Origin of the sequence: Vagococcus sp. CY53-2 (assembly GCF_022604695.1) — a bacterium.
Classification (GTDB): domain Bacteria; phylum Bacillota; class Bacilli; order Lactobacillales; family Vagococcaceae; genus Vagococcus.
The window spans coordinates 1-24,011 of record NZ_JALAHP010000005.1; the positions used below are offsets into that span (position 1 = coordinate 1).

The window sequence follows — 24,011 nt, forward strand, 5'->3', positions numbered from 1 at the left end:
GGTTCTGTTGCAAAGTTTTAAATCTACTATCAAATAAGGTAGAATAATAGAAAAAGATAGCAGGAGGAATGACGATGAATCATTTTAAAGGAAAGCAATTTCAGCAGGATGTGATTATTGTAGCCGTGGGCTACTATCTTCGTTATAACCTTAGCTATCGTGAAGTTCAAGAAATCTTATATGATCGTGGCATTAACGTTTCTCATACGACGATTTATCGTTGGGTGCAAGAATATGGCAAACTACTCTATCAAATTTGGAAAAAGAAAAATAAAAAATCCTTTTATTCATGGAAAATGGATGAAACGTACATCAAAATTAAAGGAAAATGGCATTATTTGTATCGAGCCATCGATGCAGATGGTTTAACCTTGGATATTTGGTTACGTAAAAAACGGGACACACAAGCAGCCTATGCTTTTCTTAAGCGGTTAGTGAAGCAGTTTGATGAACCGAAGGTTGTAGTCACAGATAAAGCCCCCTCTATTACAAGTGCCTTTAAGAAACTAAAAGAATACGGCTTTTATCAAGGGACAGAACATCGTACCATTAAATACCTGAATAATTTGATTGAACAAGACCATCGTCCAGTAAAGAGACGCAATAAATTCTATCGAAGTTTACGCACTGCCTCACCCACGATTAAAGGTATGGAAGCCATCCGAGGATTATATAAGAAAACCCGAAAAGAAGGCACTCTCTTCGGGTTTTCGGTCTGTACTGAAATCAAGGTATTATTGGGAATCCCAGCTTAAATCATAGATACCGTAAGGGATTTTATTCTTTATTTAAAACTTTGCAACAGAACCCCTGCATATAACATATTCTTTAAAAATGACAAAGGACGTGTTTTGGCGAAAATAAATGACTTATCTCATTTGAAATAAGTCATTTGTGATAACTATATCTAGTAACAAATTTCTAACACACCTATAACAATCGTAGTAGTTACCTTAATAAATAATTTAAACCAATTCATTTGCTTCCTCCTATTTCTTCCATAGTATCTAATATTTCTGATAAGCAATCTACCAATAACTCTAATATTTCCACAATCATATTTTTCAAATACCTTTCTCTCTCTTTAAATCAATCATTCCATGCCTCCCACATAACAAGATGAAAGCTGAATCATCAATACCTTACAAACTAACTCCTTATAGTTGTCCCTCTTCTTTAAAAGAATAATAACAATTACCTCCTATAATTAAATGATCCAGTAATTCTATTCCTAACAACTCTCCCGCAGCTTTTAATTTTTTTGTTAATAACTTATCTTGTGTTGAAGGTGTCGTATCTCCAGAAGGATGATTATGAGCAACTATATATCTAGTACTGTTAGACAGTAGAACTGGTTTAAAAATATCTCTAGGTTCTGCGATACTCTGATTAACTGTTCCTATATGAACTAAGTTAATAATTAAAGGTTCATGTTTTGTATTGAGCCCCACGACAACCAAATGTTCTCTATCTTTTTCTTCAATAAAGGGTCTCACTAGTTGGTAAGCGGATGCCACAGAAGTACATTGTCTTGGCTCATACAATAAGCTGGACTCCTTAACCAATTTTAAACTCACGACATCAATTCTTTTCCTAGGTTTCATCGTTATTTTACTCCCTTCATATTTTTATTTTCTCCAACGTCCATGGCTGATTTCTGATACTTGGTACCAAAGGATGGATTGGTCTATCTTTTTCATCAACAATCGCCACTACTTTTTCTTTATTAGTTTTAGTAAGTAGGTTCAATATCTCCTTCAATCTTCCTTGCAATAAATAACGACGTGTTTTCTTACCATTCATAAAAACTTTATTCCTAACTGTTTCTGATTCAACTTTCATTTCGTAACCTCCTTAATTATTCATTTTTGGGGCATAGAAAAAGTCCAATGACTTTCATGTCATTGGACTCATTGTTATAATATATATTCATATTTACCACTAAATCAGTGTTTCTTATTTTTATGATCTACTAAAACCTTAGCAGCCTTAGATTTAGCTGGCTTACTTTTTGATGTTGTTATCTTTTTCTCTTTCTGGTCATAGTTATGTATTCTTATATTATTTGAAGATGAATAAAATACTTTGTGCTTCTATTCAGAACATAGTAAACTATCTCTGCATATATAAAGATTAGTATTTATTCAAGGTTTAACAACCTCATTTAACACTATATATAGATAACCAACAAAAAAACCGCATCATTTATGATACGGTTCTCCATTATTAATCCTGAAAGTTCGATAAATTTGTTCTGTTAAAACCAATTTCATTAATTGGTGTGGATAAGTCAGTCGACCAAATGATAGTTTTTCATCACTTCTCTTTAACACATCTGTGGATAACCCAAGTGATCCTCCTATAATAAACACAAACTGACTTTTCCCACGTGTTGTTAATCTGTCTAGTTCACTAGCGAATTCTTCTGATGATAATTGTTTGCCTTCAATAGCTAAAGCAAAGACGTAATCTTGGTCACTTACCTTACTTAAAATGCGTTGTCCTTCTTTGTCCTTAACTTGTTTCATCTCTATCTGGCTTAGGCTTTCTGGTGCTTTTTCATCAGACACCTCTATCATCTCTAATTTGCAATATCGACTCAAGCGTTTACTATACTCATCGATCCCCTGTCTCAAATATTTCTCTTTTAATTTGCCTACCGTAATGATTTTTATTTTCACTTTTATCCATCCGTTCTCTTTATTTTTATACTAAAAAAATTATCCACAGTTTTACTCACAATCAAAAAATTTCTATTATAAAGATTTTTTACTTACCCACTAAATTGTGGATAAGTTATGTTGATAACTTTTTTATTTCTCGCCTTCACATTTTTTTCTTAAATTCATTATTTCTTCATATTTTAAAAAAATATCTTAAGTTTTTCAAGTATTGTTCCAATATAACCACTAATATTAGACTAATACCACGTTCTTATCTTATAATAGGTTAAACATAAATTTAAAGGAGGATGACATCTATGAGAAAAGACGTCACACCAAACGAAGAACAAAAGCGTGAAACGATACATAAAAAAAATAATCCTACTCCATCAAACCCCTCTCTTTTTAAGCGTTTTGGTATTTCATTAGCCGCTGGTGCATTGGGTGGGCTACTCGTAGTAGGGGGTTCTGCTTATATAAATGACCATAATGCGTCAAGCTCCAATAATGCGTCAACTACAACTGCACCTGTTGAAAAAGGAAAAACAACTGTCAGCAATGTGAATGTCAATGTTGAATCCGAAGTAACAAAGGCAGTTGAAAAAGTTGAAGATGCTGTTGTATCCGTTACAACTTACCAAAAAAGTAATTCTGAATTATCCGATATAGAAAAAATATTTGGTCCTGCTTCTGGTTCACAATCATCTAAAGATGAATTACAAGAAGCTGGTGAAGGTAGTGGTGTTATCTACAGAAAAGATAATGGAAAGGCTTATATTGTAACTAATAATCATGTTGTTGCTGGTGCTAGTGCTGTCAGTATTATGTTACATAGTGGTAAAAAAGCTGATGCCAAAATCATAGGAACAGATACCTATAGTGACTTAGCTGTTCTTGAAATTTCCGATAAAGACGTTACCACTATAGCTGAATTTGGTAATTCAAACAACGTAAAAGTTGGTGAAACTGTTCTAGCAATCGGTTCTCCTCTTGGATCAACATTTGCAAACTCTGTTTCTCAAGGAATTATCTCAGCAAAAGATCGTATGATTACAAATCAAACATCTGATGGTGCGATTATTAATAGTAAAGCTATTCAAACAGATGCGGCAATTAACCCAGGTAACTCTGGTGGTGCTTTGATCAATACTGCTGGACAAGTTATTGGAATCAATTCAAGTAAAATCGCTCAAGCAGCTTCTGGTGTGAGTGCTGAAGGGATGGGATTTGCTATTCCAAGTAATGAAGTAGTTAATATCATTAATCAACTTGAACAAGGTAAATCTGTCGCTCGTCCTATGCTTGGTATAAAAATGGTTAATTTAAATGTATTAAAAACAGAAGACAAGAAAAGTGTTCTAAAATTAGATGATAAAATTACTAATGGTGTCGTAGTTGCCTCTGTTGAGAAGGATACGCCTGCTGCAGCTGCTGGTTTGAAGCAATATGATGTCATTACTAAAATAGATGGGAAAGACATTTCTAGCACAACTGAACTACAATCCATTCTTTATTCTAAAAACATTGGTGATAAAATAGAATTGACTTACTATCGCGATGGAAAAGAAGCAAAAACAACGGTTAACTTGACTGAAGATTCCAGTAAATTAGAAGAACAACAAAAACAGGCTCAAGAACAACAAACAGAACAAAGTCGTAATAACTCAACTAACCCTTTTAACTAATATAAATTAAAAACGCCCCAATCAACCATGCACTACGACTGATTGGGGCGTTGCTTTTTAACTAAATTGCAAATAAATCACAGGCTTTATCAGGGTCAGTGTCCATAATGTTAACTTGACCACCTGCATCAATACCATGTTGTTGTAAAATACCTGTTACTGTCATATTAGCTAACTCTTTCATATTATTCTCTTTACTTAAATGCCCTAAATAAATGTGTTTGGTTCGATCACCAATAAATTCAGTAGCAGCTAGTGCACCATCTTCATTTGATAAATGGCCTTTATCACCTAATATCCGTTGCTTAGTATTCCATGGATAACGACCCATCCGCAACATATTAGGGTCATGATTACTTTCTAATAAGTAAGCATCAGCATTTTTTATGATGCCTTTAACTTGTTCACTGCAATATCCAGTATCGGTTAAAACAACAAACGATTTATTATCCTTATAAAATCGATAAAATTGTGGCGCTATTGCATCATGGGATACGCCAAAACTTTCAATATCCATATCACCAAAAGTCATAATTTTTCCCATATCAAATATATTTCGTTGTTCAAAAGGAACATTTCCTATTGATTTTTCCATCGCTTGCCAAGTTAATTCATTAGCATAAATATCTAAATGATATTTTCTTGCTAAAACACCTACCCCATGAATATGATCACGATGTTCATGAGTTACCAAAATTGCATCTAAATCTTCTGGCGAGCGATCAATGGATGATAATAGACTCGTGATTTTTTTTCCACTAAGACCAGCATCAACTAGTACTTTTCGTTTATCTGTTTCAATATATAACGAATTACCAGTACTTCCACTAGCCAGTACACTAATATTAAAACTTGTTTCTGACACTATTAAATGCATCCTTCCTACTAGCTACTTATTAATAACCTCTGATACAGAAGATGAAATGACCGCATTAGTAAAAGCGTTCACACGTTCTGTTTGTGTCACATTTTTACTACTTTCAACTGAAACAAACCACGCTGGAATATAGACATCCTTTCCTCGAACCGAAAAAATACGCGTATAACCTAAGTGTATCCATTTAATTGTATCGCCAGATTGAATGCGATTATTAGTATATAAACTAATAATCGCATCACGCTCAGAAATGACACTTTGTATTTCACGTAGTGGCTCAATGCGACTAATGTGTGTTTGCTTATAGCTAGATATATGATTATTTTCAAATTTATCTTGAGAAACAATCACAGATAATTGAGCTGTTTCATCATAAAATGGAATACCTTCATATGTTTGATTGTAAATATAATTCTTTAACGGAATGGTTTCCTCTTCGTTTAATACATAATCTATTCCATATAATATATTGGATGAATTACGAATAAAATTATCAAGTGACTCAATGGCATTTGTTTTTTTTATGACGACATCAGATTGAATCATCAGTTGACTAGTCAGTTGATGATTGTTCACTTGCCATGATTGGTCAGTCAATTTTTCACGTGCATCAGTTGCTAAGTCATCTTCTTCTGCTGAGAGATAGTATCCCTCTTTTTTCACTTTTGACAGATTGCTAGGGACTTCAATATGTTCAGCCTTTAAACGTTCTTCTAAATTTTCTGAAATACTTCCTGTTGAAATATAATCTTGAGGCTCTCTTCCTTCTTGATAGATATAGAATAAAAACATATTCAAAAATAAAAACACGATAAAAAAGATGCCTTCAACTCGTCTAAAATCCATTAAATCTGGCCTCCTTTAGCCAGTATTTTTTCTAACTCTTCTTGAGTCATCCAATTGTCATCATATTTTATATACCAAGAAGGGACTAAATCAATGGCTTGTTGCGTTTCTTTATTTTGCTCCCACTTGTATCCTATCTGAATATCTATTATTTTAGACATATCTGCACCTTGATTTTTCAAATGATCAACTAATTCTTGAGTGGGTACAAGAGTCACAGAATCGTCTGAAGGTAGAGGAATTTGCAAGGTATCTTGATTGGCTTTAATAAACACATTTTTATTTTGAACAGTCGTTGCCAGACACCCTTTCATATTATCACCAAATACAGGGAATCCTTCTACATAATTTCTATATACCACTTCATTACTAGTATCTGAAAAATATCGTAGATTACCTAAAGATGTCCCCATGTCTTCTACATATTGAAACGTATCATAATATAAGCTATTTTCATTTCCAACATGACTCTGTTTTAACTTACCAAAATAATTCACTTCACCTGTTTGACTATCAATAGTTAATGACTCTCCCTCACTATTTGACAAACTTAAGTTTTCACCTTCATTTGAAAACAAATCATTTGGTTGATTGAAAAAGCCATGTGAAAACGTCGTAAAAGACTGTGTGGCAATAATATAACTATAAGTTTTGAGCTTGGCACTATCAGCTAAATAATAGATACCTGCGACATTATCTGTAGATAATAGGGCGTTTACATAATTATTATTTTCAGCATCAAGTATTGAAGTAATACTAGAAATATTTCCTTTAACCTCAACTTCTACTCCTAATTTATTTTTGTAATTCACAAAGTAAATTTTTCCATCATCTAGTGACATAATTAACCAATTAAACATTAAGTTTTTACTATCACGTGGCAAGGAGATAGATAAATTATTCATATTGATGAATAAAGAGGCTGGAATAGCACTTGGATAAACCAAATTAAATAAATCGCGTTGCGTAGTTAGACTTTCTACTTGGCCTGTTGTCATAGTCCGAGCAGTCCCAAATTCAAGTGACACAATTTTCTCATGCAAACTTGTCATGGTAGATTCTTTATTAGAGTACAGAAAATGATCTCCATTCCCGTGATGATAAAATAACTTGGTTGGCATATATACTTCCGTCATATCTTTTTTTTGCACAACGGCTTTGACCTTCGCTGTTCTATCTTGAAAACTGCGATTAGCAGGTTTTGTCCAAATTTTCCAAGATAAAAATAAACTAAGTAGCACCATTAAAATGACACCAATCTTTAACAGATTCTCTCCTAATTTACTCATTCCCATAGATCCTCCTCGTAGGGTTCATAAGGTAGTGAAATAAAGAATGTCGAACCTTTATTCTCTTCGCTTTCTGCCCAAATATTTCCACCATGTGCTAGTATTGATTCTTTTGATATAGCCAGTCCTAAACCAGAACCGCCCATTGCACGGGAGCGTGCTTTATCAACACGGAAAAAACGATCAAACACTCTGCCAAGATTTTGTTTTGGAATACCTAATCCTTCATCAGAAATACTTAATACGACATTTTTGTGTGTTTCAAGTAAACGACAAGTAATCGTTCCACCATCTGGCGAATATTTCATGGCATTATTTAAGATATTATCCAATACTTGAATCATGCGATCAGTATCAATATCGACCCAAATCGCTCGTTGAGTAAATTCTCGTTTAATCACATAATTTCTATCACTATCCTTAATCACCATATCAAAACGATCTAACACATAATTAAACAATTCATTTAAATGGACTAATTCTTTTTGTAACTCAATTTTATTGGCATCCATACGTGATAATTGAAGTAAATCATTAATCATCCGAATCATGCGATTGGTTTCTTCTTGTGTAACTTTTAAAAATTGTGGGGCAACTTCTGAATCTTGCCATGCGCCATCAAGTAAAGCTTCAATGTAGCTTTTCATACTTGTTAGAGGTGTTCTTAACTCATGAGATACATTTGAAACAAATTGGCGACGTTCTTCTTCGTCTTTTTCTTTTTTGGTCACGTCATGAAGCACACATACTAATCCACTGATAAAACCAGACTCTCGCCGAATCATTGAAAACTCTGCACGAATAAGAGTTGTTTCACTAAAATCTTCACTAAAATCAAGTAACACATCTTCTTGTACTTCTAGTAAGTCCCTAAAGCTATACTTATCTCCTAATTTTAATAACTCTAAAATGGATTGATTGATGACATCTTCAGTACCAATTCGCAGTAAATTTAACGCTGTGTCATTAATTAAAATGATGTTTCCACGACGATCGGTTCCGATAACACCATCAGACATATGAGTTAGAACGCTATCTAAGCGACGCCTTTCAGCATCCATGGTTTCTTGTGTTTCTTTAACACGATAAGACAGTTCATTAAATGTCTCCCCTAATTGTCCTAATTCGTCTTTCCCATAAACTTCCACTTGTCCTGAATAATCACCATTAGCAATTCTATCTGCTTGTTGTTTCATTTCGCCAATAGGCTTTGTAATCGTTCTAGATACAAGCAGCGCTATGATTAACGTAAAGATAAGTGCAATCATCGATGCATAGAAAAATATCAACGTAATCTCACTAACTTGTTGATACTTACTTTCTATATTGCTTTTAACATATAATGAACCAATTACCGTATCACCAGTGGGAGAATATATTTGTTCAATATTAATAAATACCCTCTGCCCCGTTTTTGGGTCTGTCCGTTCTTCTTTTTTTTGATTAAATGAATTAAATAATTCATAATCATTTTTTTTTCCAACATCTCCTTGTAGATTTGGATCACTTGTTGCCATAACAATCCCTTTATCATCTACTAAACGAACTTCTAAAATTTCGTTTTTAGAAAATTCATCTAAAATTCGCTTTAAATTAGATTCTTGTTGTGAATCATTTTTTTTGCTAATTTCAGAACTTAAATTGGTCGCGAGTGTTTCAACTTGGTTAGTCACATTTTCCTCAAACGTTTGAATGGTTGATGTTTCAAGCACTCGGATAAAAATAGCTCCGACAATCTCAATCGAAATCATCAATAATAGCACAAACACCAAAGCAATTTTAAAGTGAACAGATGAAAAAAAGGGCGTTCTATTTTTTTTCATTATATGCTTCACCTAATCTTGTTCTGGATTTCTAAGATAATAACCAACACCACGTCGTGTAATTAACCAATTAGGATGACTAGCATTATCCTCTATTTTTTCTCTCAAACGCCGTACCGTCACATCCACTGTACGCACATCACCAAAATAATCATACCCCCAAACCGTTTGAAGTAAATGCTCACGTGTCATAACTTGTCCAATATGTTTTGCAAGATAATGGAGCAATTCAAATTCACGATGCGTTAACTCAATGGTTTCACCTCGTTTTGATACCACATAAGCATCTGGATGAATAGTTAACGCACCAATTGTTAATTCATTACTTGGTGCTTCTTCCGTTTTAGACGTTGTATTACCATGTCGACGTAAATTAGCTTTCACACGCGCCACTAATTCACGATTAGAGAATGGTTTTGTCACATAATCATCTGCTCCAAGTTCCAATCCTAACACTTTATCTATTTCGGAATCCTTGGCTGTTACCATAATAATCGGTGTATCATACTTTTTACGCACATCACGACACACTTCCAAACCATCTTTTTTGGGTAACATTAAGTCCAAAATAATTAAATCCGGATTTACTTCATCCACCATTTCAACTGCCTCTTCACCATCAAAAGCGGTAAAAACTTCATATCCTTCTTTTGTTAAATTAAATTTTACTATATCTGAAATAGGCTTCTCATCATCTACAACTAGTATTTTTTTCACTATTGGTCACCATCCTCAATTCTTCATTATCATAAAAGTCATCCCCACTATTATACAACATTTTGAATACTTAAAAAACATTTCCGATTTTCAGAATCATTTCAAACTTTTTTGACAATTTTCAGTAAATATCACTTATTTTTTTCGGTATTTTGCATATGCATAAGAAAAAAATGACGATTTTATATTAGTTGATATATCAATGTTTATAAACATTCTAATCTGTGTTATTTAATTAACTTGTTTTTTTCATTGTGACTTTCCTGTATATAACTTAAACTTAATATATAAATTAATTCATTTAATTTATTCGGCTAATAATTGAAGTAAGACTAGGTTTCCCCTTCCCTTACAAAGTCTAGTCTTATAGAAGCAAAAAAAGTTGAGATGTGATCTCAACTTTTTTTGTATCCTCTTTTATTATGCTAAAAAATCAAGCTTTCACCTGTGTTTTAATCGCATTTAATTTTGACTTCAATGAATCAATATGGCTTTCCGTTGGCTCAACTTCTAGTCGTTCAAAGACACTAACCATTGTTTTTAACTCTTCATCATCTAATTCATCGATAATATCTAATAAATTTTGATTGTCTTGTAATTTATCTTTTACTAACAATTTATACTTTAGGCGATTTACAGATTCTGTAGTTTTCTCAATCCCTCTTTTGGTTAGTTTAGTGATAGTGATTAGACCTATGACACCTGTTGCTACAATGGCACATTTTGTTGATTTTTTCATACTAATCATCCTCCATCTCTTTACAAGTTATTATAACATCAAAGAATTTTTTCTTGTACTAAAACCCCTTCTTTATATAACAACACTCTTATCATCTCTCGACAGATTGACTGTTTAACGGCGTAAAAATAAAAAAACATTGACAAATAAGTTCATACTCACTCATTCCACAATGTTTTTCTTATTTTATGGGCTGTAAGGGGCTTGAACCCTTGACCCACGGATTAAGAGTCCGTTGCTCTACCAACTGAGCTAACAGCCCAATAGTTAACGGGTCTATTATATCACTTGTTATTTTTTCACGCAAGAAATTTTCTAGATTTTACGTACTTTCATTGGAACGATATTTCTAGACCTTTCTCCCTCATTCTGTATTAATTCGGCTAATTGATATAAACAATCAATGTCTTCTAAGTTGCCTATATCGAGGCCTATTTCTTCACCTAATGTTAATAAATCTGCTTCTGGAGTTCCTATTAATAAATTCTCGACTTCCAGTAAAACCAATTCTTTTAAATTTTTAGTCGTCTCGGCTAATTGTAGCCCTTGTGAACATTTTTCGTGAAAATATAGAAATTCAAAAAATTTTACCAAAATGAGAAGAATTTTCTCAAAACATTTCTTTCCTGCAATAACTTCATGGGGAAAAATATCTAATAAGACATCTTGTAGCGCTTGCTCATTCCAATTATCTAATGTCTGAAAGTGATAATCAAACATATATTCACTAAAGGACATAATAACTCTTCGAGACATTCTCCGTTCAGAATAGTTAAGTTGTCTATAATAAAATGTTTTTTCAAATACATTTAATTTTTCTTTGGTATCACTCATCGCTTCTTCAAATAAATGATTCGCTTTTTCTAAATAATCATTTGCCATTATCTCACCATCTTTTCTGATATCATCTATTTTTCAAAAAAGGGGATTAATACCTTATTCATTAAACGTATCATGTAAATTTTAAGGTAACCACCTTTTATAAAAGTCATCTATACTATTTATTATTATATAGATAATTTAATATAAGTTTATGAATAGTTTCGTCTGATGAGACGACAAATTTGGTTTTTTTCAAATTTTTTTTCTATTTACTTTTATACTTAGTATGTCTATACTAGAAACTATTGGTTAAGCATTTTTATTTTATGAGAATTTTTTCTTTTTCACCTAAAACACAATAGATAGTAGCTTTCAATAATCCAAACACAATATCTAGTGTTTCATTATTGACTTTTTTTTATTTCAAGCTATACTTATATTTATATTAAGAAGAACAAATTAGGAGGAAGAACTCATGAATACAATCACACTATACACAAAAAACAATTGTCCACAATGTTTAATGACAAAGAAATTTTTAGCACAAAAAAATGTTGAATTTAATGAAATTAACATAGATAAAGAACCACAATATATTGATTCATTAAAAGAACAAGGTTTCCAAAGTGTGCCTGTTTTAAAAACAATGGATGAAAATATGACAATTGTTGGTTTTAGACCTGATCAATTAAGAACGTTGGCGGTTTAATCATGAAACTAGTCTTTTTTTCTTTAACCGGACAGACAAGACGTTTTATTAACAAACTAGACCTTCCTTTTCATGAAATTGACACAACCAATCCTTTTCATGAAATCAATGAAGACTATCTATTAATCGTTCCTACTTATGACAAAGAAGTCACAGAAGTAGTGAACGATTTTATTGAGTACAAAACCAACCAAGAGCACTTACTAGGTGTCGCTGGTGGTGGCAATCTTAACTTTGGAGACTTATTTGTCTTTACTGCAAAAGACATTGCAAAAGATTATGGCATTCCTCTTGTGTTTTCTTTTGAATTTAGTGGCACAAATGACGATGTAAAAAATTTTAAGAAAGTAGTGAATGAATTTGAGTCTAAAAGATCTGACTGACGTAACTTATTTCGAATTAAATAACGAAATCAACCGCCCCGTAAATGATCAAATTCCCTTATATAAAGATAAAGAGGCTTTAGATGCCTTTTTTAAAGAAAACGTGGAGCCAAATACGAAACAATTTTCTTCTATAAAAGAAAAATTGACATTCTTAACTGAAAATGAGTATGTAGAAGAAGAATTTTTATCTCTTTACTCACTAGAGTTTATTGAATCACTATATGCGTATCTAGCGTCTCAATCATTTACCTTTAAATCATTTATGGCAGCTTACAAGTTCTACTCTCAATATGCCTTAAAAACAAATGATGGCACACAATATTTAGAGCGCTATGAAGACCGTGTAGCGTTTAACGCCTTGTACTTTGCTAACGGTAATGAAGAACTGGCTATGAGTTTAGCAGATGAAATGATTCATCAACGCTACCAACCAGCAACACCATCCTTTTTAAACGCTGGACGTAAACGTCGTGGTGAATTAGTGTCTTGTTTCTTAGTGCAAGTAACTGATGATATGAATAGCATTGGTCGCTCAATTAACAGTGCACTACAATTATCACGTATTGGTGGTGGTGTTGGAATCACACTATCAAACTTGCGTGAAGCTGGAGCACCAATCAAAGGATTTGAAGGAGCAGCAAGTGGTGTCGTTCCTGTCATGAAATTATTTGAAGATAGTTTTAGTTATAGTAACCAACTTGGTCAACGTCAAGGTGCTGGTGTGGTTTACTTAAACGTCTTCCATCCGGATATTGAAATGTTCTTATCAACAAAAAAAGAAAATGCTGACGAAAAAATTCGTGTTAAAACATTATCACTTGGTTTGTTAGTCCCAGATAAGTTTTATGAATTGGCTCGTAACAATAAGGACATGTACTTATTCAGTCCATATAGTGTGGAAAAAGAATATGGCGTACCATTTTCTTACATTGATATTACAGAGGAATATGACAACTTAGTTGCTAACCCACGTATTAGAAAACAAAAAATTGACGCTCGTTACTTAGAAAATGAAATTAGTAAATTACAACAAGAATCTGGTTATCCTTATATCATCAACATTGACACTGCCAACCGTACAAACCCTATTGATGGTAAAATCATTATGAGTAACTTATGTTCTGAAATCTTACAAGTCCAAAAACCATCTGTCATTAACGATCGCCAAGAATATGACGTCCTTGGAACAGATATTTCTTGTAACTTAGGCTCTACAAATATTGTCAACCTAATGGATAGTCCAGACTTTGGAAAATCTGTTAAAACCATGACACGAGCTTTAACTTATATCACAGACGCTTCTGATATCGAAGTTGTTCCATCAATCCAAAACGGCAACCGACTAAATCATACAATTGGTTTAGGGGCTATGGGATTACATACTTACTTTGCCAAAAATCAAATGGAGTATGGTTCAGAAGAGTCATTAGAATTTACAGATGTGTATTTCATGTTATTAAACTATTGGACTTTAGTTGAAAGTAACAATATTGCAAAAGAACGCAACGAATCATTTGATAACTTTGAAAAATCAAAATATGCTACTGGAGAATACTTTGATCTCTACATTAATGAAGAAATTAAACCCTCTTCTGATAAAGTCAAAGAATTATTCGATGGTATTTTTATTCCAACAGCAAAAGACTGGGAAGAATTGAAACAATCCATTAAAGAATTTGGTTTATACCATCAAAACCGTTTAGCTGTAGCACCTAATGGCTCAATTTCTTATATCAATGATACAAGTGCCAGCATCCACCCAATCACTCGTTTGATTGAAGAACGTCAAGAAAAGAAAATTGGGAAAATCTATTACCCAGCACCTTTCTTATCAAATGACACCATGCCGTATTACACGTCCGCTTATGATATGGATATGCGTAAAGTCATTGACGTGTATGCAACAGCTCAAAAACATATTGATCAAGGGATGAGTTTAACGCTATTTATGCGCTCAGATATACCTGAAGGCTTGTATGAATGGAAAACAAAGACAACAAAACAAACAACACGTGATTTAAATATCTTACGTCACTACGCATTCCATAAAGGCGTTAAATCAATTTACTACGTTCGTACTTATACTGATGACGATGAAGAAATTGGTAGCAACCAATGTGAAAGCTGTGTTATTTAAGGAGGAACAATAAATGACAACGTTAGACAATAGCTATTACCAAGCAATTAACTGGAATGCTGTTGAAGACATTATTGATAAGTCCACTTGGGAAAAATTGACAGAACAATTTTGGTTGGATACACGTATTCCTTTATCAAACGATTTAGATGATTGGCGTAACTTTAACGACGATCAAAAAGAAAATATTGGCCTGGTATTTGGTGGTTTAACACTACTAGATACGATTCAATCTGAAAGTGCTATCGAAGCCTTACGCAAAGACAGCCGCACACCTCATGAAGAAGCTGTGTTAAACAATATTCAATTTATGGAATCTGTTCATGCCAAAAGTTACTCATCCATCTTTAGTACACTAAACACTAAGGCTGAAATCGAAGAAATTTTTGAATGGACAAACACCAATCCTCAACTACAAAAAAAAGCTGAGATTATTAATGAAATTTATTTAAATGGATCCCCATTACAAAAAAAAGTAGCGAACGTGTATGCTGAAACGTTTCTTTTCTACTCTGGTTTCTACGCACCTTTGTATTATTTAGGAAACAATAAATTAGCAAACGTAGCCGAAATTATTAAATTAATTATCCGTGACGAGTCCGTTCATGGGACTTATATTGGGTATAAATTCCAACTAGGTTTCAATGAATTAAGCACGAAAGAACAAGAAGAAATGAAAGAATGGATGTATGACTTACTCTTCACTCTTTATGAAAACGAAGAAGTCTATACCGATTTATTGTATGATAAATTAGGTTGGACAGAAGAAGTCAAAACATTCTTACGCTATAATGCAAATAAAGCCCTAATGAACTTAGGGATGGATGCCTTATTCCCAGATACAGCCAATGACGTCAACCCTATCGTTATGAATGGATTATCAACTGGAACAAGCAACCATGACTTTTTCTCTCAAGTAGGAAATGGTTACTTACTTGGTACAGTAGAAGCCATGGAAAATGATGATTATCTAATTGGTATGTAACATTAAAAAGACTCACCCATTTATTACAAAACTATAAAAACACACCCGTTTTATTTCACATAAATTCAACGGGTGTATTTTTATAGTTAAAAGAATATCTCACCAGTAGAAGTAAAATAAAAAAAGCCCTCCTTAATTATCAAGGAGAGCAATTATTAATTAAAAAAGCGATTATATCTTTTTGTAATAGATGTCATGGCTAATAAACAGAGACTAGAAATGATAAATACCATATTAAAACCCAGCTTATCTGATACAATACTTAACAAGATTAAACTTAAAGAAAAAATCAAGGAGTATAATACACTACTGGCTGAATAAACTGATGCAATTTTTTCTGAGGGTATTGTTTGTTGTATGACTGTCACTTGAGGAATATTTTTCATTATTTTTCCTACTTTCACTTAGGTGAATAATTCATCACCTGTTTAAAGTATTTACACTAAGCGAAATAGTCTAACTTTGTCACATAGGATACTACAATGGATTTGTTTCAGTCCACCACTTTTAAATTAAAAAATAAAACACCCCTTTATTAAAGAGTGTTTTTTCAAGCAGGTTAATTATCTGTCATCATAAATAGGCTTTTATTTTTATTCAAGATTAATAGTAGAATAACCATCGTCACAACACCAGTCAGTAAACCACTTATCCCATTTGCCACTAATGAATACGTCACTGGAGATAGTCCCCAAATGGCATATTTACCCCAAAAGATAAACCCCGCAATAAAATGAAAAATGTAACGTGCTAACACACCGACAAATGTCCCTGAGACGACATAACGCCAAGCATTTGATGGATTAGTTTTCAGCGTTATTTGTAGTTTTTTATTGAATAAACCAGAAAAACCAGCCGCTGCAAAAGCAAAAATGTATTCAACAATAACTTGAGAGACGGTTAAAAAATAAACTTGTCCCATTAAAAAATGTAGTAAGCCCCAAACTAACCCAGCATATATTCCCGGTATAGTTCCACGACGTAATGCGTATAATGTTAAGGGAATCATTCCTAAAGAAATGGAAAATCCTGTTCCTATATTTAATGGGATAAACGATAATGACATTGATAATGCGGCAACGATCGTCCCCTCTAAAATAATTCTTGACCTTTTCGACATAAAAAAACTCCTCCTATTATCGATTCATACGTGACCAATCAACAAAAGAGCAGTGCTTACTTGCTACCACTTCACACAATTCCTACGATTGAATTAACAATATCAGGTTCGAGGGTTTAGAGTCTATACTCATTCTCAGCTTGAAGGCTCCCCTTTGTGACGGTTATGTATTTAATTTATTTCACACACAGTATGTCATGTATCCGCTTAAGAGTCAAATTAATCACTCAGATTCTGTTAATCATCTAGTTATTTAATTACTCAGATACAAGATTTTTACAAATTTGAATAACATCAGTCATCCCTTGTGCTAAGCGATGATGGTTATTAACAAGTAAGTAGCATATTTCCTCTATCTTTTTTGCATTCTTTAACAAAATTCTACTCCTTAGTCATCACACAATCGTACAAATATTACGTTAATACACAAGGAGATAGTTGTTGAAATCCCTTACCCGTATCTTTTGCGACATCAAAAAACGCTTCACAATACTTTTTTAAACTTTTCCAGTCTTGATTTTCCTATGCCTTGTCTGAATTTCCCATATATTTTATATTACTTTTCTTCTATATTTTAGCGTAAAAACTCAATAACTCGTAACAAGTTCTCTTATAAATACCAAATTTTTATCATCGTTATATGAAAAGAATCGACTTTTGATAACATAATTTCTTCTACATAACACACCACATACATTTTTCTATTTCACATATTTTCTAAAGAATTTAAGAAATCATCTATTTCTTTTTGGTTCATTAATTTGATTAAAGTTTGTTCACTAGTTAAATCCTTAAGATGCTCCTCTATCAACGGCTCATGATTTTTTGGAAATTGCCAAACCCATCTGATAAACGCCCAATCTAATTTCTCTGGGCAATTTTCTTGCATATCAGGACGCGTTTTTCCTCGGTAACGAATAAAACGTTTGAACACATGATACAAACAAGTCAGTCTTGAACGTTTTAAATAAATGATGGTATCTGCTTCTCTTATTCGAATATCTAACGTACTACTATAATTTCCATCAATAATCCAAAAATTTTGCTTAACTATATCATATAATATCTCTCGTTGCTCTGCTTTTGTACTCATCTTCCAGTGTGGTTTCCAAAACAATTTATCTAAATGATATAAGTTTATTGCTAAACTATCCGCTAATTGTTTTGCTATGGTACTTTTTCCTGTACCAGGAGAACCTATGACTATCATTTTTTTCATCGAGCATTACGCTCCTTGCCGTTATATTAATTAGCTCCATAGCTGATTACCTATACACATGTTGAAAAAATCCAACCGTTAATCTGGTTGGATTCAGTATTTAATATTCTATTTCGTCCATTACTTGTTGCTTTCGTCTAAACCCACGTTTCTCTAAACGTTTATATTCTTTATAAGAATACACACTTAATAAAATACCTAATATTAAAAATACTAGACTTACTATAACTTGTACTAGCATTGGTAATTTAAGGCTTTCTATAATCCATACTTTCATGTGATCGTCAATAATCGATAAATAAGTCAGTGGATTTTTCATTGATAGAATAACGGTAAAAGATACAAGTAACAAACCTGTACTCGTTATCACATAAGCAATATTTCTTACAAACACATGCTTATATCGGCCGCTTGCAAAGTACAAACATAAAATTAATAAACACAATACGATAAGCGACACAATCAAAGTAATCGTAGTTAATCGTTTAATTAAACTAACCCGTAAACCAATTGTTGAAATAATTTTATTATGAATTTTTCCATTATAAATCTCGATGCTTTTTGTAATGAATTGGTCGACAGACGCTTGATTTTCTGCTGTAATAGGTTTATTTTCTTTTTTAGCATAATCTTCTACCGCAGTCTTTAGCCTTGATTCAACTACATCTTGTTTTATTTCATAAGATTCGCCTTTGAACGCCTTAGTTATAAATTGGTCAAAATCTTTTGTTACTTCCGATTGTGATATTATTTGATTTAATCCGTCTTGTTTTATACCGCTAGCCATCCCGATATCTTGAATGGATTGATTAATTGAATCAGTCAAACTTTTAGTGTAATCACTCTCCATAGCTACCTTTATCCAATGATTTGAAGATAACAAAAACGGTTTTGCAATCAATATCTCACTAGCAATCAATAAACACAATACAGAAAGTAATGTTAGCAAAAATTGATAGACATGCTTTATCTTTTTATTCATCTAAACATCCTTTCTCTATTGGTTTTGATCAATCATTTTTCCAGAAATTCGTTCAGCATAGACAAACAATCGATTATCAGTTAAGCCAATCATATCTATCGGATAACACGTGTATAAAATTAATTGATTATTATCTGATTTTTTATAGAGAGTTTCGATGGCAGACTTATCATCAAATCGAGCAACTTTTTTATGAGTTACTTTATACTGATACGTTTCATAACTTGTTTTAATAGTAATTGTGTCATCTGATTCAACTCCACCTAGAGCTGCTAAATCTGCTGTATTATGACCACCTATAAGTGTTGTTCCTTCTTCACCAGGAAAAACACTCCCATTAAATTGCCCTACTCCTTCTCTCAAATCTTCCTGAGAATCACCGTAAATTAATCGTGCTTGAACATTATATTTATCTATATTAACGACCCCGTACTCCGCTCCTAGGCTAGGATATTCAATCTGACTCGAAGGGATTTTATTTTTTACAGAGGTAATATTTTTTTGCTTCGCTTCATCAAAGATAGAACTAACTTTTGTATTTTCTGCTTTTTCTGTAATGCTAATAGCACTGACAAATAAGTCAACTGTCTCTCTAAATGGCAAGAATAACAAGAATAAAATGACATAGGCAGAAATAAAAAAGAGTACTGGCATATAAACATATGCCAGTACCCTTTTATTCATTAACAACTAGCTCCTCTTCTTTTTGAGAAGAAACCTGTCGCTACTGTTAATGCCACTAAACTAGCAATTGTCACGATGGCACTAGTTAGTGAAATACCGGTTGTTTTTACAACTGGATTACTACTTGTTGTCGCAACAAATACTTTTTGTCCAGCATTATTTGTAACATTTCCTTTACTATCCACAGATAAGCCTAGTGCTTTTGCTGCTTCTAAAATATGATTTTGAATTTGGTTTTGTATATGTTTAGGTAACTGTTTTAAAAAGTCTTCCAAACCTGTTGCTTTAATACCTGCTGAATTATCAACAGCTAATTGTTTAGCCGCTTCAATATGACCAACTACAGTATTAACAGTTTCAGCACTATAATCATTGGTTTTTAAATCATTTTCAGCTTGCTGAATATCAGTTGCTGAAAAGAAAAAACGCTGGCCTTCTTTAGTCGTAATCCCCGCATTCAAAGAATCTAATATACGTTGTTCATCAGTAGAGATGGCTCCAGCAGCATTCGCTGTAATCGGTAACATGACTACTAACAAAGTAAAAATAAGTGATACTAATTTTTTCATTAATTAAAACCTCCTTTTTATACTGTTATATTATATCACAACCTAATGATACAACCTACCTTTTTATCTATTTTTTCTCATATTTTTCTAATCATATCTATTGTTCATTCCTTTATATAGCTATATGACTACTTTTTTGATATTACATTATAATAAATAAAAAGAGGTCGAACATGAAAAAAATTTTAAAAAATAATATACTATTATTATTCAGTATTTTTTTATTCTATTGCTACAATTATTTATTGTTTCCTCAACTAAGGTGTCTAGCGAAGAAAAACAATATGTAGAGCGTATTATTGGTTTACCTGGAGAAACTGTTTGCTATAAAAAGAAGCAACTTTTTATCAATAATTAACAAGTAAGAGAAGCATTTGATTAAAAAAACAGAGTACATACTGGATTTTTTCTTATAAATTAAATCGTCATGAATTTTTTGTTTTAGATGACAATGGAGGAAATTCTATCGACAGTAGACATTTTGGTTGTATTAATAAACGCAATATTGTGGGAAAAATGATTTATCTTTTTTTTCCACTTCCTTCTATTGGAAAAATAAATTAAAGGAGTGTGAGATAATATGAACTTAGGAACCATTATTACAAGTAAACGAATTGAGAAACAGCTAACCCAGGATCAATTAGCGAAAAAATTACACGTTACAAAAGATACGATTATAGAGTGGGAAGATGATATTCTCTATCCAGATATAAATGATTTAGTAAAACTTGCAAAACTATTAGGCTTTTCATTGGATGACCTATTCCTAACAGACAATCAGACACCTTTAAAGCCTATCATGAAACAAACAAATAAACACTATTTTCAATTTTCCATCATTATTTGCCTAGTGACTTTAATTATTTTATTGGCTGTTTTATTCGCATCATTGCTAACAGAAAATTCTAAACTGATTATTTCTGGAATGATTATGTTAGGAGAATTAGTGAATCTATTTGCACTGACTTATTATATAAAAAAATTCATTAATTAAAAAATCACAAATCTATATTTTGTGATTTTTTAATATACTCAAGTAAATCTATCAAATCTTGCTACTTAAGTCTAAATTCAAATAGTTCCGTTTTCATCTACTTAATATTAATTTCTCCCTGTCAATGGTAACACCTTATATTCTTTTTAATTTAGCTCTTTCGAGAATATTTTTAAAAAATGATATTCATTACTTTTTATTATAAAATGATTAAATAATTAATAAATAATAAATATCATTAATCTTCTAATGAAAAACTATCATAATATGTCTATAATTATGATAGTTTGATTGATAAGGAGGTTTACTTTGTTACAAAAATATCTATGGGGCTTTTTTGCCGCCATCCTTTTAACCTTAAATATTTGGTGGATTTATCAAACATTGCAATATAATCAATACCATGATCCTTTAGGGAAAATTACTAAAATTGAAACAAGCAATAAACAAGACACTATTGATGAACATCAAAATAAAGACGTCCTAACAACTCAAAAGATAGAATTAATTGTATTATCCTCTCAATATAAAGGAAAAAAACTAACTCTTTCAAATACCTTTAGTCAATCAAAAATTAAGGATCAAGATTATAAAAAAGGCGAGTTAGTATTTCTATCTATCAAGGATAGTAACATGTCACAAACTACCATTCTCGATACTAAACGAGATACAGGTTTGGCTATCATGATGTTTTGTTTTGTTCTTTTACTAATACTTATAGGAAGAAAAAATGGGGTTACGTCTCTACTAGGACTTATAATAAATACTGGTCTTTTTTACTGCTTATTAATCATTTATGAACAGATTTCTAGTCAATCTCTTGTGTGGCTTTGCTTACTATTTTTTCCTATCATTGTGTCTAGTACCTTAATTATTTCAAATGGTTGGAATCAAAAAACTAAGATTGCTATTTTAGCAACAATTTGTAGCACACTGGTGACTTTTATCGTAGGAGTAGGCGTAATCACTTTATTAAAACATAAAGGACTTCGTTATGAAGAAATGGAATTGATTACTAGGCCCCAACATGTTCTCTTCATCTCTAGTTTATTAATTGGGACGATGGGAGCAACAATGGATATTTCCATTACACTCAGTACTGCCATGAATGAAATCGGTCAAAGACATAAGCAATTAACCCCTCAAGCATTGTATCAATCAGGGATACAAGTTGGATCTGATGTCATTGGTCCAATGATTAATATTATGTTTTTTTCTTATTTAAGTGGATCCATTCCTTTAATCCTTATTTTTTTAAGAAATGATATGTCCTTTAATTATACGTTTCCTATTTCTCTCTCGCTCGAAGTGACTCGCGCATTAATTGGAAGCATTGGGATTATCTTAACTATCCCCATTACCAGTTTCATTGCAAGTATTTTTCTGACAAGGAGGAATGAACATGAGTGTTAACTTAGTCTTACTTCTAGTTCTTATCTTGTTATTCTGGTTTTTTCAAAAAAAAAGGGGATTACTTACATTAATCACATTGGGGATTAATTTAGCAATGCTATTTTTCATGATTTTAGGGTTTAACTTAGGCTTTTCTCCAATTATATTAACCGTTATAACCTCTATTTTAATCAGTGCAAATAATCTATTTAATATTAATGGGTTTAACCCTTCAACAAAGTCAGCTTTTTTAAGTAGTACATTCATTATTTTACTCATGGTTTTTCCGATATTTTTTACCACTTCCTTATTGCATCTTCAAGGAATCCCTCTTGAAGGATTAATGGAAATGGATATGTACTCGTTACATATTGGAATATCTTTTGTTGATTTAAGTGTGTCTGTCCTTCTTATGACTGTCATTGGTGCTATTAACGACATTGCTATTTCAATTACCTCATCCATGATTGAAATTAAAGAACAACTTCCTGACCTGTCTCTTTCTGAATGGAAATCTTCTGGTCTAACAGTAGGTAAAGATGTTTTAGGACCAACAATTAATACCCTCATTTTCGCAGCTATAGGTAGTCAGTTTGCATTATTAATTTGGGTATTTGATTTGAATTATAGTCTAACACAACTGGTAAACAGTAAATTAATTGTCACAGAATGGGTTGCAATTATTTTTAGCGGGATTAGTATTGCCATCACGATTCCCATTACGATTTTCTTACTCATAAAACAAGTTAAAAATTGACAATGCCTTATATTCCGTTAAAATAAAATACGATAAATGAATTTTGTTAGGTGAGGCTCCTATGCAAACACAGGCTATTGCCCAAAAACGTCGAGAGACACCAATGGGTAGAACAGGAATTGTCGTTAAGGCTTTTCATAAGATAGCTAAGATGTTTCTTTACGTTGCATAGTGCTAAAGCTCAACATATTACTTAAAATATGTTCGTTCTTTCAAGTCCTAACCTCTTTATTTAGTTAGGGCTATTTTTAATTTTAGGAGGTGGATGATTATGATGATAGTTTTTGCCATTGCAATTGTTGTGGCTCATATTGTGGGACACAATGCCACAGAGATAGTTACAGATATACCAATATTATCTGACGATTTTGACCCTCATCCCACTCTAGTTGGTTGTCGTCAATTTAACTAAGCCTTCCTAACAATTATTTATCGAACAAAATACCTGTAAAGAAAAACAGAAGCTAAAAACGGCTTTTGTTTTTCTGTTTCTTTGTATAAAAGATAGCTGAAAAAACATATACCACCTAAATGTAATCGTTTGCATTTTTTTAGAGACAGGTTATTATAAGCATATAAGGAACTACAATTCCCACAATTAGTTAACAAGATATTT

Annotated in this window: 25 protein-coding genes, 1 tRNA gene and 2 riboswitches; of the genes, 10 read left to right on the forward strand and 16 right to left on the reverse strand. The window is 32.3% G+C overall.

Features of this window, described 5'->3' with window-relative positions:
- Nucleotides 1-74: 74 nt before the first annotated feature.
- Entirely contained in the window at nucleotides 75-755 is a 681-nt protein-coding gene (locus MN581_RS07760; protein ID WP_013646119.1) for an IS6-like element IS1216 family transposase, read from the forward strand.
- Between the two features lie 402 nt (nucleotides 756-1,157).
- Here MN581_RS07760 and MN581_RS07765 read toward each other — a convergent pair whose 3' ends face one another.
- The 3 genes from MN581_RS07765 to rlmH all read right to left on the reverse strand — a co-directional run bounded on the left by MN581_RS07765 (nucleotide 1,158) and on the right by rlmH (nucleotide 2,681).
- Complete coding sequence (locus MN581_RS07765) at nucleotides 1,158-1,604, reverse strand: JAB domain-containing protein (protein ID WP_241699560.1); 447 nt, start codon at nucleotides 1,602-1,604, stop codon at nucleotides 1,158-1,160.
- 16 nt (nucleotides 1,605-1,620) lie between these two features.
- Nucleotides 1,621-1,842: a hypothetical protein gene (locus MN581_RS07770; RefSeq protein ID WP_222317032.1), complete on the reverse strand. Its 222-nt coding sequence runs from the start codon at nucleotides 1,840-1,842 to the stop codon at nucleotides 1,621-1,623.
- A 359-nt stretch (nucleotides 1,843-2,201) separates the two neighbouring features.
- Nucleotides 2,202-2,681, reverse strand: a complete 480-nt coding sequence (gene rlmH, locus MN581_RS07775; protein ID WP_117973456.1) for a 23S rRNA (pseudouridine(1915)-N(3))-methyltransferase RlmH — start codon at nucleotides 2,679-2,681, stop codon at nucleotides 2,202-2,204.
- A 299-nt stretch (nucleotides 2,682-2,980) separates the two neighbouring features.
- On the opposite strand from rlmH, the gene MN581_RS07780 reads away from it, so the two are divergent.
- Nucleotides 2,981-4,348, forward strand: coding sequence for a trypsin-like peptidase domain-containing protein (locus tag MN581_RS07780; RefSeq protein ID WP_117973457.1), 1,368 nt, complete (start codon nucleotides 2,981-2,983; stop codon nucleotides 4,346-4,348).
- Between the two features lie 61 nt (nucleotides 4,349-4,409).
- Here the strand turns inward: MN581_RS07780 and MN581_RS07785 are convergent, their stop codons facing one another.
- The 8 genes from MN581_RS07785 to MN581_RS07820 all read right to left on the reverse strand — a co-directional run bounded on the left by MN581_RS07785 (nucleotide 4,410) and on the right by MN581_RS07820 (nucleotide 11,521).
- Nucleotides 4,410-5,225, reverse strand: coding sequence for an MBL fold metallo-hydrolase (locus MN581_RS07785; RefSeq protein ID WP_117973458.1), 816 nt, complete (start codon nucleotides 5,223-5,225; stop codon nucleotides 4,410-4,412).
- 12 nt (nucleotides 5,226-5,237) lie between these two features.
- The gene (locus MN581_RS07790; protein ID WP_117973459.1) at nucleotides 5,238-6,071 is read right to left on the reverse strand and encodes a two-component system regulatory protein YycI; all 834 of its coding nucleotides are present in this window, start codon (nucleotides 6,069-6,071) and stop codon (nucleotides 5,238-5,240) included.
- Nucleotides 6,071-7,360: a two-component system activity regulator YycH gene (gene yycH, locus MN581_RS07795; RefSeq protein WP_241699561.1), complete on the reverse strand. Its 1,290-nt coding sequence runs from the start codon at nucleotides 7,358-7,360 to the stop codon at nucleotides 6,071-6,073. The genes MN581_RS07790 and yycH overlap by 1 nt, the downstream gene beginning before the upstream one ends.
- The gene (gene walK, locus MN581_RS07800; RefSeq protein ID WP_117973461.1) at nucleotides 7,357-9,183 is read right to left on the reverse strand and encodes a cell wall metabolism sensor histidine kinase WalK; all 1,827 of its coding nucleotides are present in this window, start codon (nucleotides 9,181-9,183) and stop codon (nucleotides 7,357-7,359) included. Before walK ends, yycH begins: the two co-directional genes overlap by 4 nt.
- 12 nt (nucleotides 9,184-9,195) lie before the next feature.
- Nucleotides 9,196-9,900 (reverse strand): response regulator YycF, encoded by a 705-nt coding sequence (gene yycF / locus MN581_RS07805; RefSeq protein WP_241699562.1) that lies wholly within the window; start codon nucleotides 9,898-9,900, stop codon nucleotides 9,196-9,198.
- Between the two features lie 433 nt (nucleotides 9,901-10,333).
- A complete protein-coding gene (locus MN581_RS07810; protein ID WP_117973463.1) occupies nucleotides 10,334-10,639 on the reverse strand; it encodes a hypothetical protein in 306 nt (101 codons plus the stop codon).
- 189 nt (nucleotides 10,640-10,828) lie between these two features.
- Nucleotides 10,829-10,901, reverse strand: a tRNA-Lys gene (locus tag MN581_RS07815).
- A gap of 53 nt (nucleotides 10,902-10,954) precedes the next feature.
- Nucleotides 10,955-11,521, reverse strand: a complete 567-nt coding sequence (locus tag MN581_RS07820) for a hypothetical protein (RefSeq protein WP_117973464.1) — start codon at nucleotides 11,519-11,521, stop codon at nucleotides 10,955-10,957.
- 415 nt (nucleotides 11,522-11,936) lie between these two features.
- Between MN581_RS07820 and nrdH the strand changes: the two genes are divergently transcribed.
- The 4 genes from nrdH to nrdF are packed head-to-tail and all read left to right on the forward strand — an operon-like array spanning nucleotide 11,937 to nucleotide 15,678.
- The gene (nrdH, locus tag MN581_RS07825; protein WP_117973465.1) at nucleotides 11,937-12,170 is read left to right on the forward strand and encodes a glutaredoxin-like protein NrdH; all 234 of its coding nucleotides are present in this window, start codon (nucleotides 11,937-11,939) and stop codon (nucleotides 12,168-12,170) included.
- Between the two features lie 2 nt (nucleotides 12,171-12,172).
- Complete coding sequence (gene nrdI, locus MN581_RS07830; protein WP_117973466.1) at nucleotides 12,173-12,553, forward strand: class Ib ribonucleoside-diphosphate reductase assembly flavoprotein NrdI; 381 nt, start codon at nucleotides 12,173-12,175, stop codon at nucleotides 12,551-12,553.
- Nucleotides 12,531-14,693: a class 1b ribonucleoside-diphosphate reductase subunit alpha gene (gene nrdE / locus MN581_RS07835; protein WP_241699563.1), complete on the forward strand. Its 2,163-nt coding sequence runs from the start codon at nucleotides 12,531-12,533 to the stop codon at nucleotides 14,691-14,693. Before nrdI ends, nrdE begins: the two co-directional genes overlap by 23 nt.
- Before the next feature lie 13 nt (nucleotides 14,694-14,706).
- Nucleotides 14,707-15,678 carry a class 1b ribonucleoside-diphosphate reductase subunit beta gene (gene nrdF, locus MN581_RS07840; RefSeq protein ID WP_117973467.1) on the forward strand — a complete coding sequence of 324 codons (972 nt, stop codon included), beginning with the start codon at nucleotides 14,707-14,709 and terminating at the stop codon, nucleotides 15,676-15,678.
- 559 nt (nucleotides 15,679-16,237) lie between these two features.
- Here nrdF and thiT read toward each other — a convergent pair.
- The 5 genes from thiT to MN581_RS07865 form a co-directional block, all read right to left on the reverse strand.
- A complete protein-coding gene (thiT, locus tag MN581_RS07845) occupies nucleotides 16,238-16,798 on the reverse strand; it encodes an energy-coupled thiamine transporter ThiT (protein ID WP_117973469.1) in 561 nt (186 codons plus the stop codon).
- Nucleotides 16,799-16,860: 62 nt separating this feature from the next.
- A riboswitch (TPP riboswitch) is annotated at nucleotides 16,861-16,962 on the reverse strand.
- Between the two features lie 542 nt (nucleotides 16,963-17,504).
- Nucleotides 17,505-18,017: a DNA topology modulation protein gene (locus tag MN581_RS07850; protein ID WP_117973470.1), complete on the reverse strand. Its 513-nt coding sequence runs from the start codon at nucleotides 18,015-18,017 to the stop codon at nucleotides 17,505-17,507.
- A gap of 100 nt (nucleotides 18,018-18,117) precedes the next feature.
- A complete protein-coding gene (locus tag MN581_RS07855; protein ID WP_241699564.1) occupies nucleotides 18,118-18,999 on the reverse strand; it encodes a hypothetical protein in 882 nt (293 codons plus the stop codon).
- Between the two features lie 15 nt (nucleotides 19,000-19,014).
- Nucleotides 19,015-19,683 (reverse strand): class D sortase, encoded by a 669-nt coding sequence (locus MN581_RS07860; protein ID WP_117973472.1) that lies wholly within the window; start codon nucleotides 19,681-19,683, stop codon nucleotides 19,015-19,017.
- On the reverse strand, nucleotides 19,683-20,252 hold the full coding sequence (locus MN581_RS07865) for a hypothetical protein (protein WP_241699565.1): 570 nt from the start codon (nucleotides 20,250-20,252) through the stop codon (nucleotides 19,683-19,685). Before MN581_RS07865 ends, MN581_RS07860 begins: the two co-directional genes overlap by 1 nt.
- A 580-nt stretch (nucleotides 20,253-20,832) precedes the next feature.
- Between MN581_RS07865 and MN581_RS07870 the strand changes: the two genes are divergently transcribed.
- The 4 genes from MN581_RS07870 to MN581_RS07885 all read left to right on the forward strand — a co-directional run bounded on the left by MN581_RS07870 (nucleotide 20,833) and on the right by MN581_RS07885 (nucleotide 23,807).
- Entirely contained in the window at nucleotides 20,833-21,246 is a 414-nt protein-coding gene (locus MN581_RS07870; protein ID WP_241699566.1) for a helix-turn-helix transcriptional regulator, read from the forward strand.
- Between the two features lie 309 nt (nucleotides 21,247-21,555).
- On the forward strand, nucleotides 21,556-22,659 hold the full coding sequence (locus MN581_RS07875; RefSeq protein ID WP_241699567.1) for a YibE/F family protein: 1,104 nt from the start codon (nucleotides 21,556-21,558) through the stop codon (nucleotides 22,657-22,659).
- Nucleotides 22,649-23,395 (forward strand): YibE/F family protein, encoded by a 747-nt coding sequence (locus MN581_RS07880; RefSeq protein WP_158559456.1) that lies wholly within the window; start codon nucleotides 22,649-22,651, stop codon nucleotides 23,393-23,395. Before MN581_RS07875 ends, MN581_RS07880 begins: the two co-directional genes overlap by 11 nt.
- A gap of 35 nt (nucleotides 23,396-23,430) precedes the next feature.
- Nucleotides 23,431-23,591, forward strand: a riboswitch (M-box (ykoK) riboswitch).
- A 75-nt stretch (nucleotides 23,592-23,666) separates the two neighbouring features.
- Entirely contained in the window at nucleotides 23,667-23,807 is a 141-nt protein-coding gene (locus tag MN581_RS07885; RefSeq protein ID WP_158559457.1) for a hypothetical protein, read from the forward strand.
- The last annotated feature ends 204 nt before the right edge of the window (nucleotides 23,808-24,011 follow it).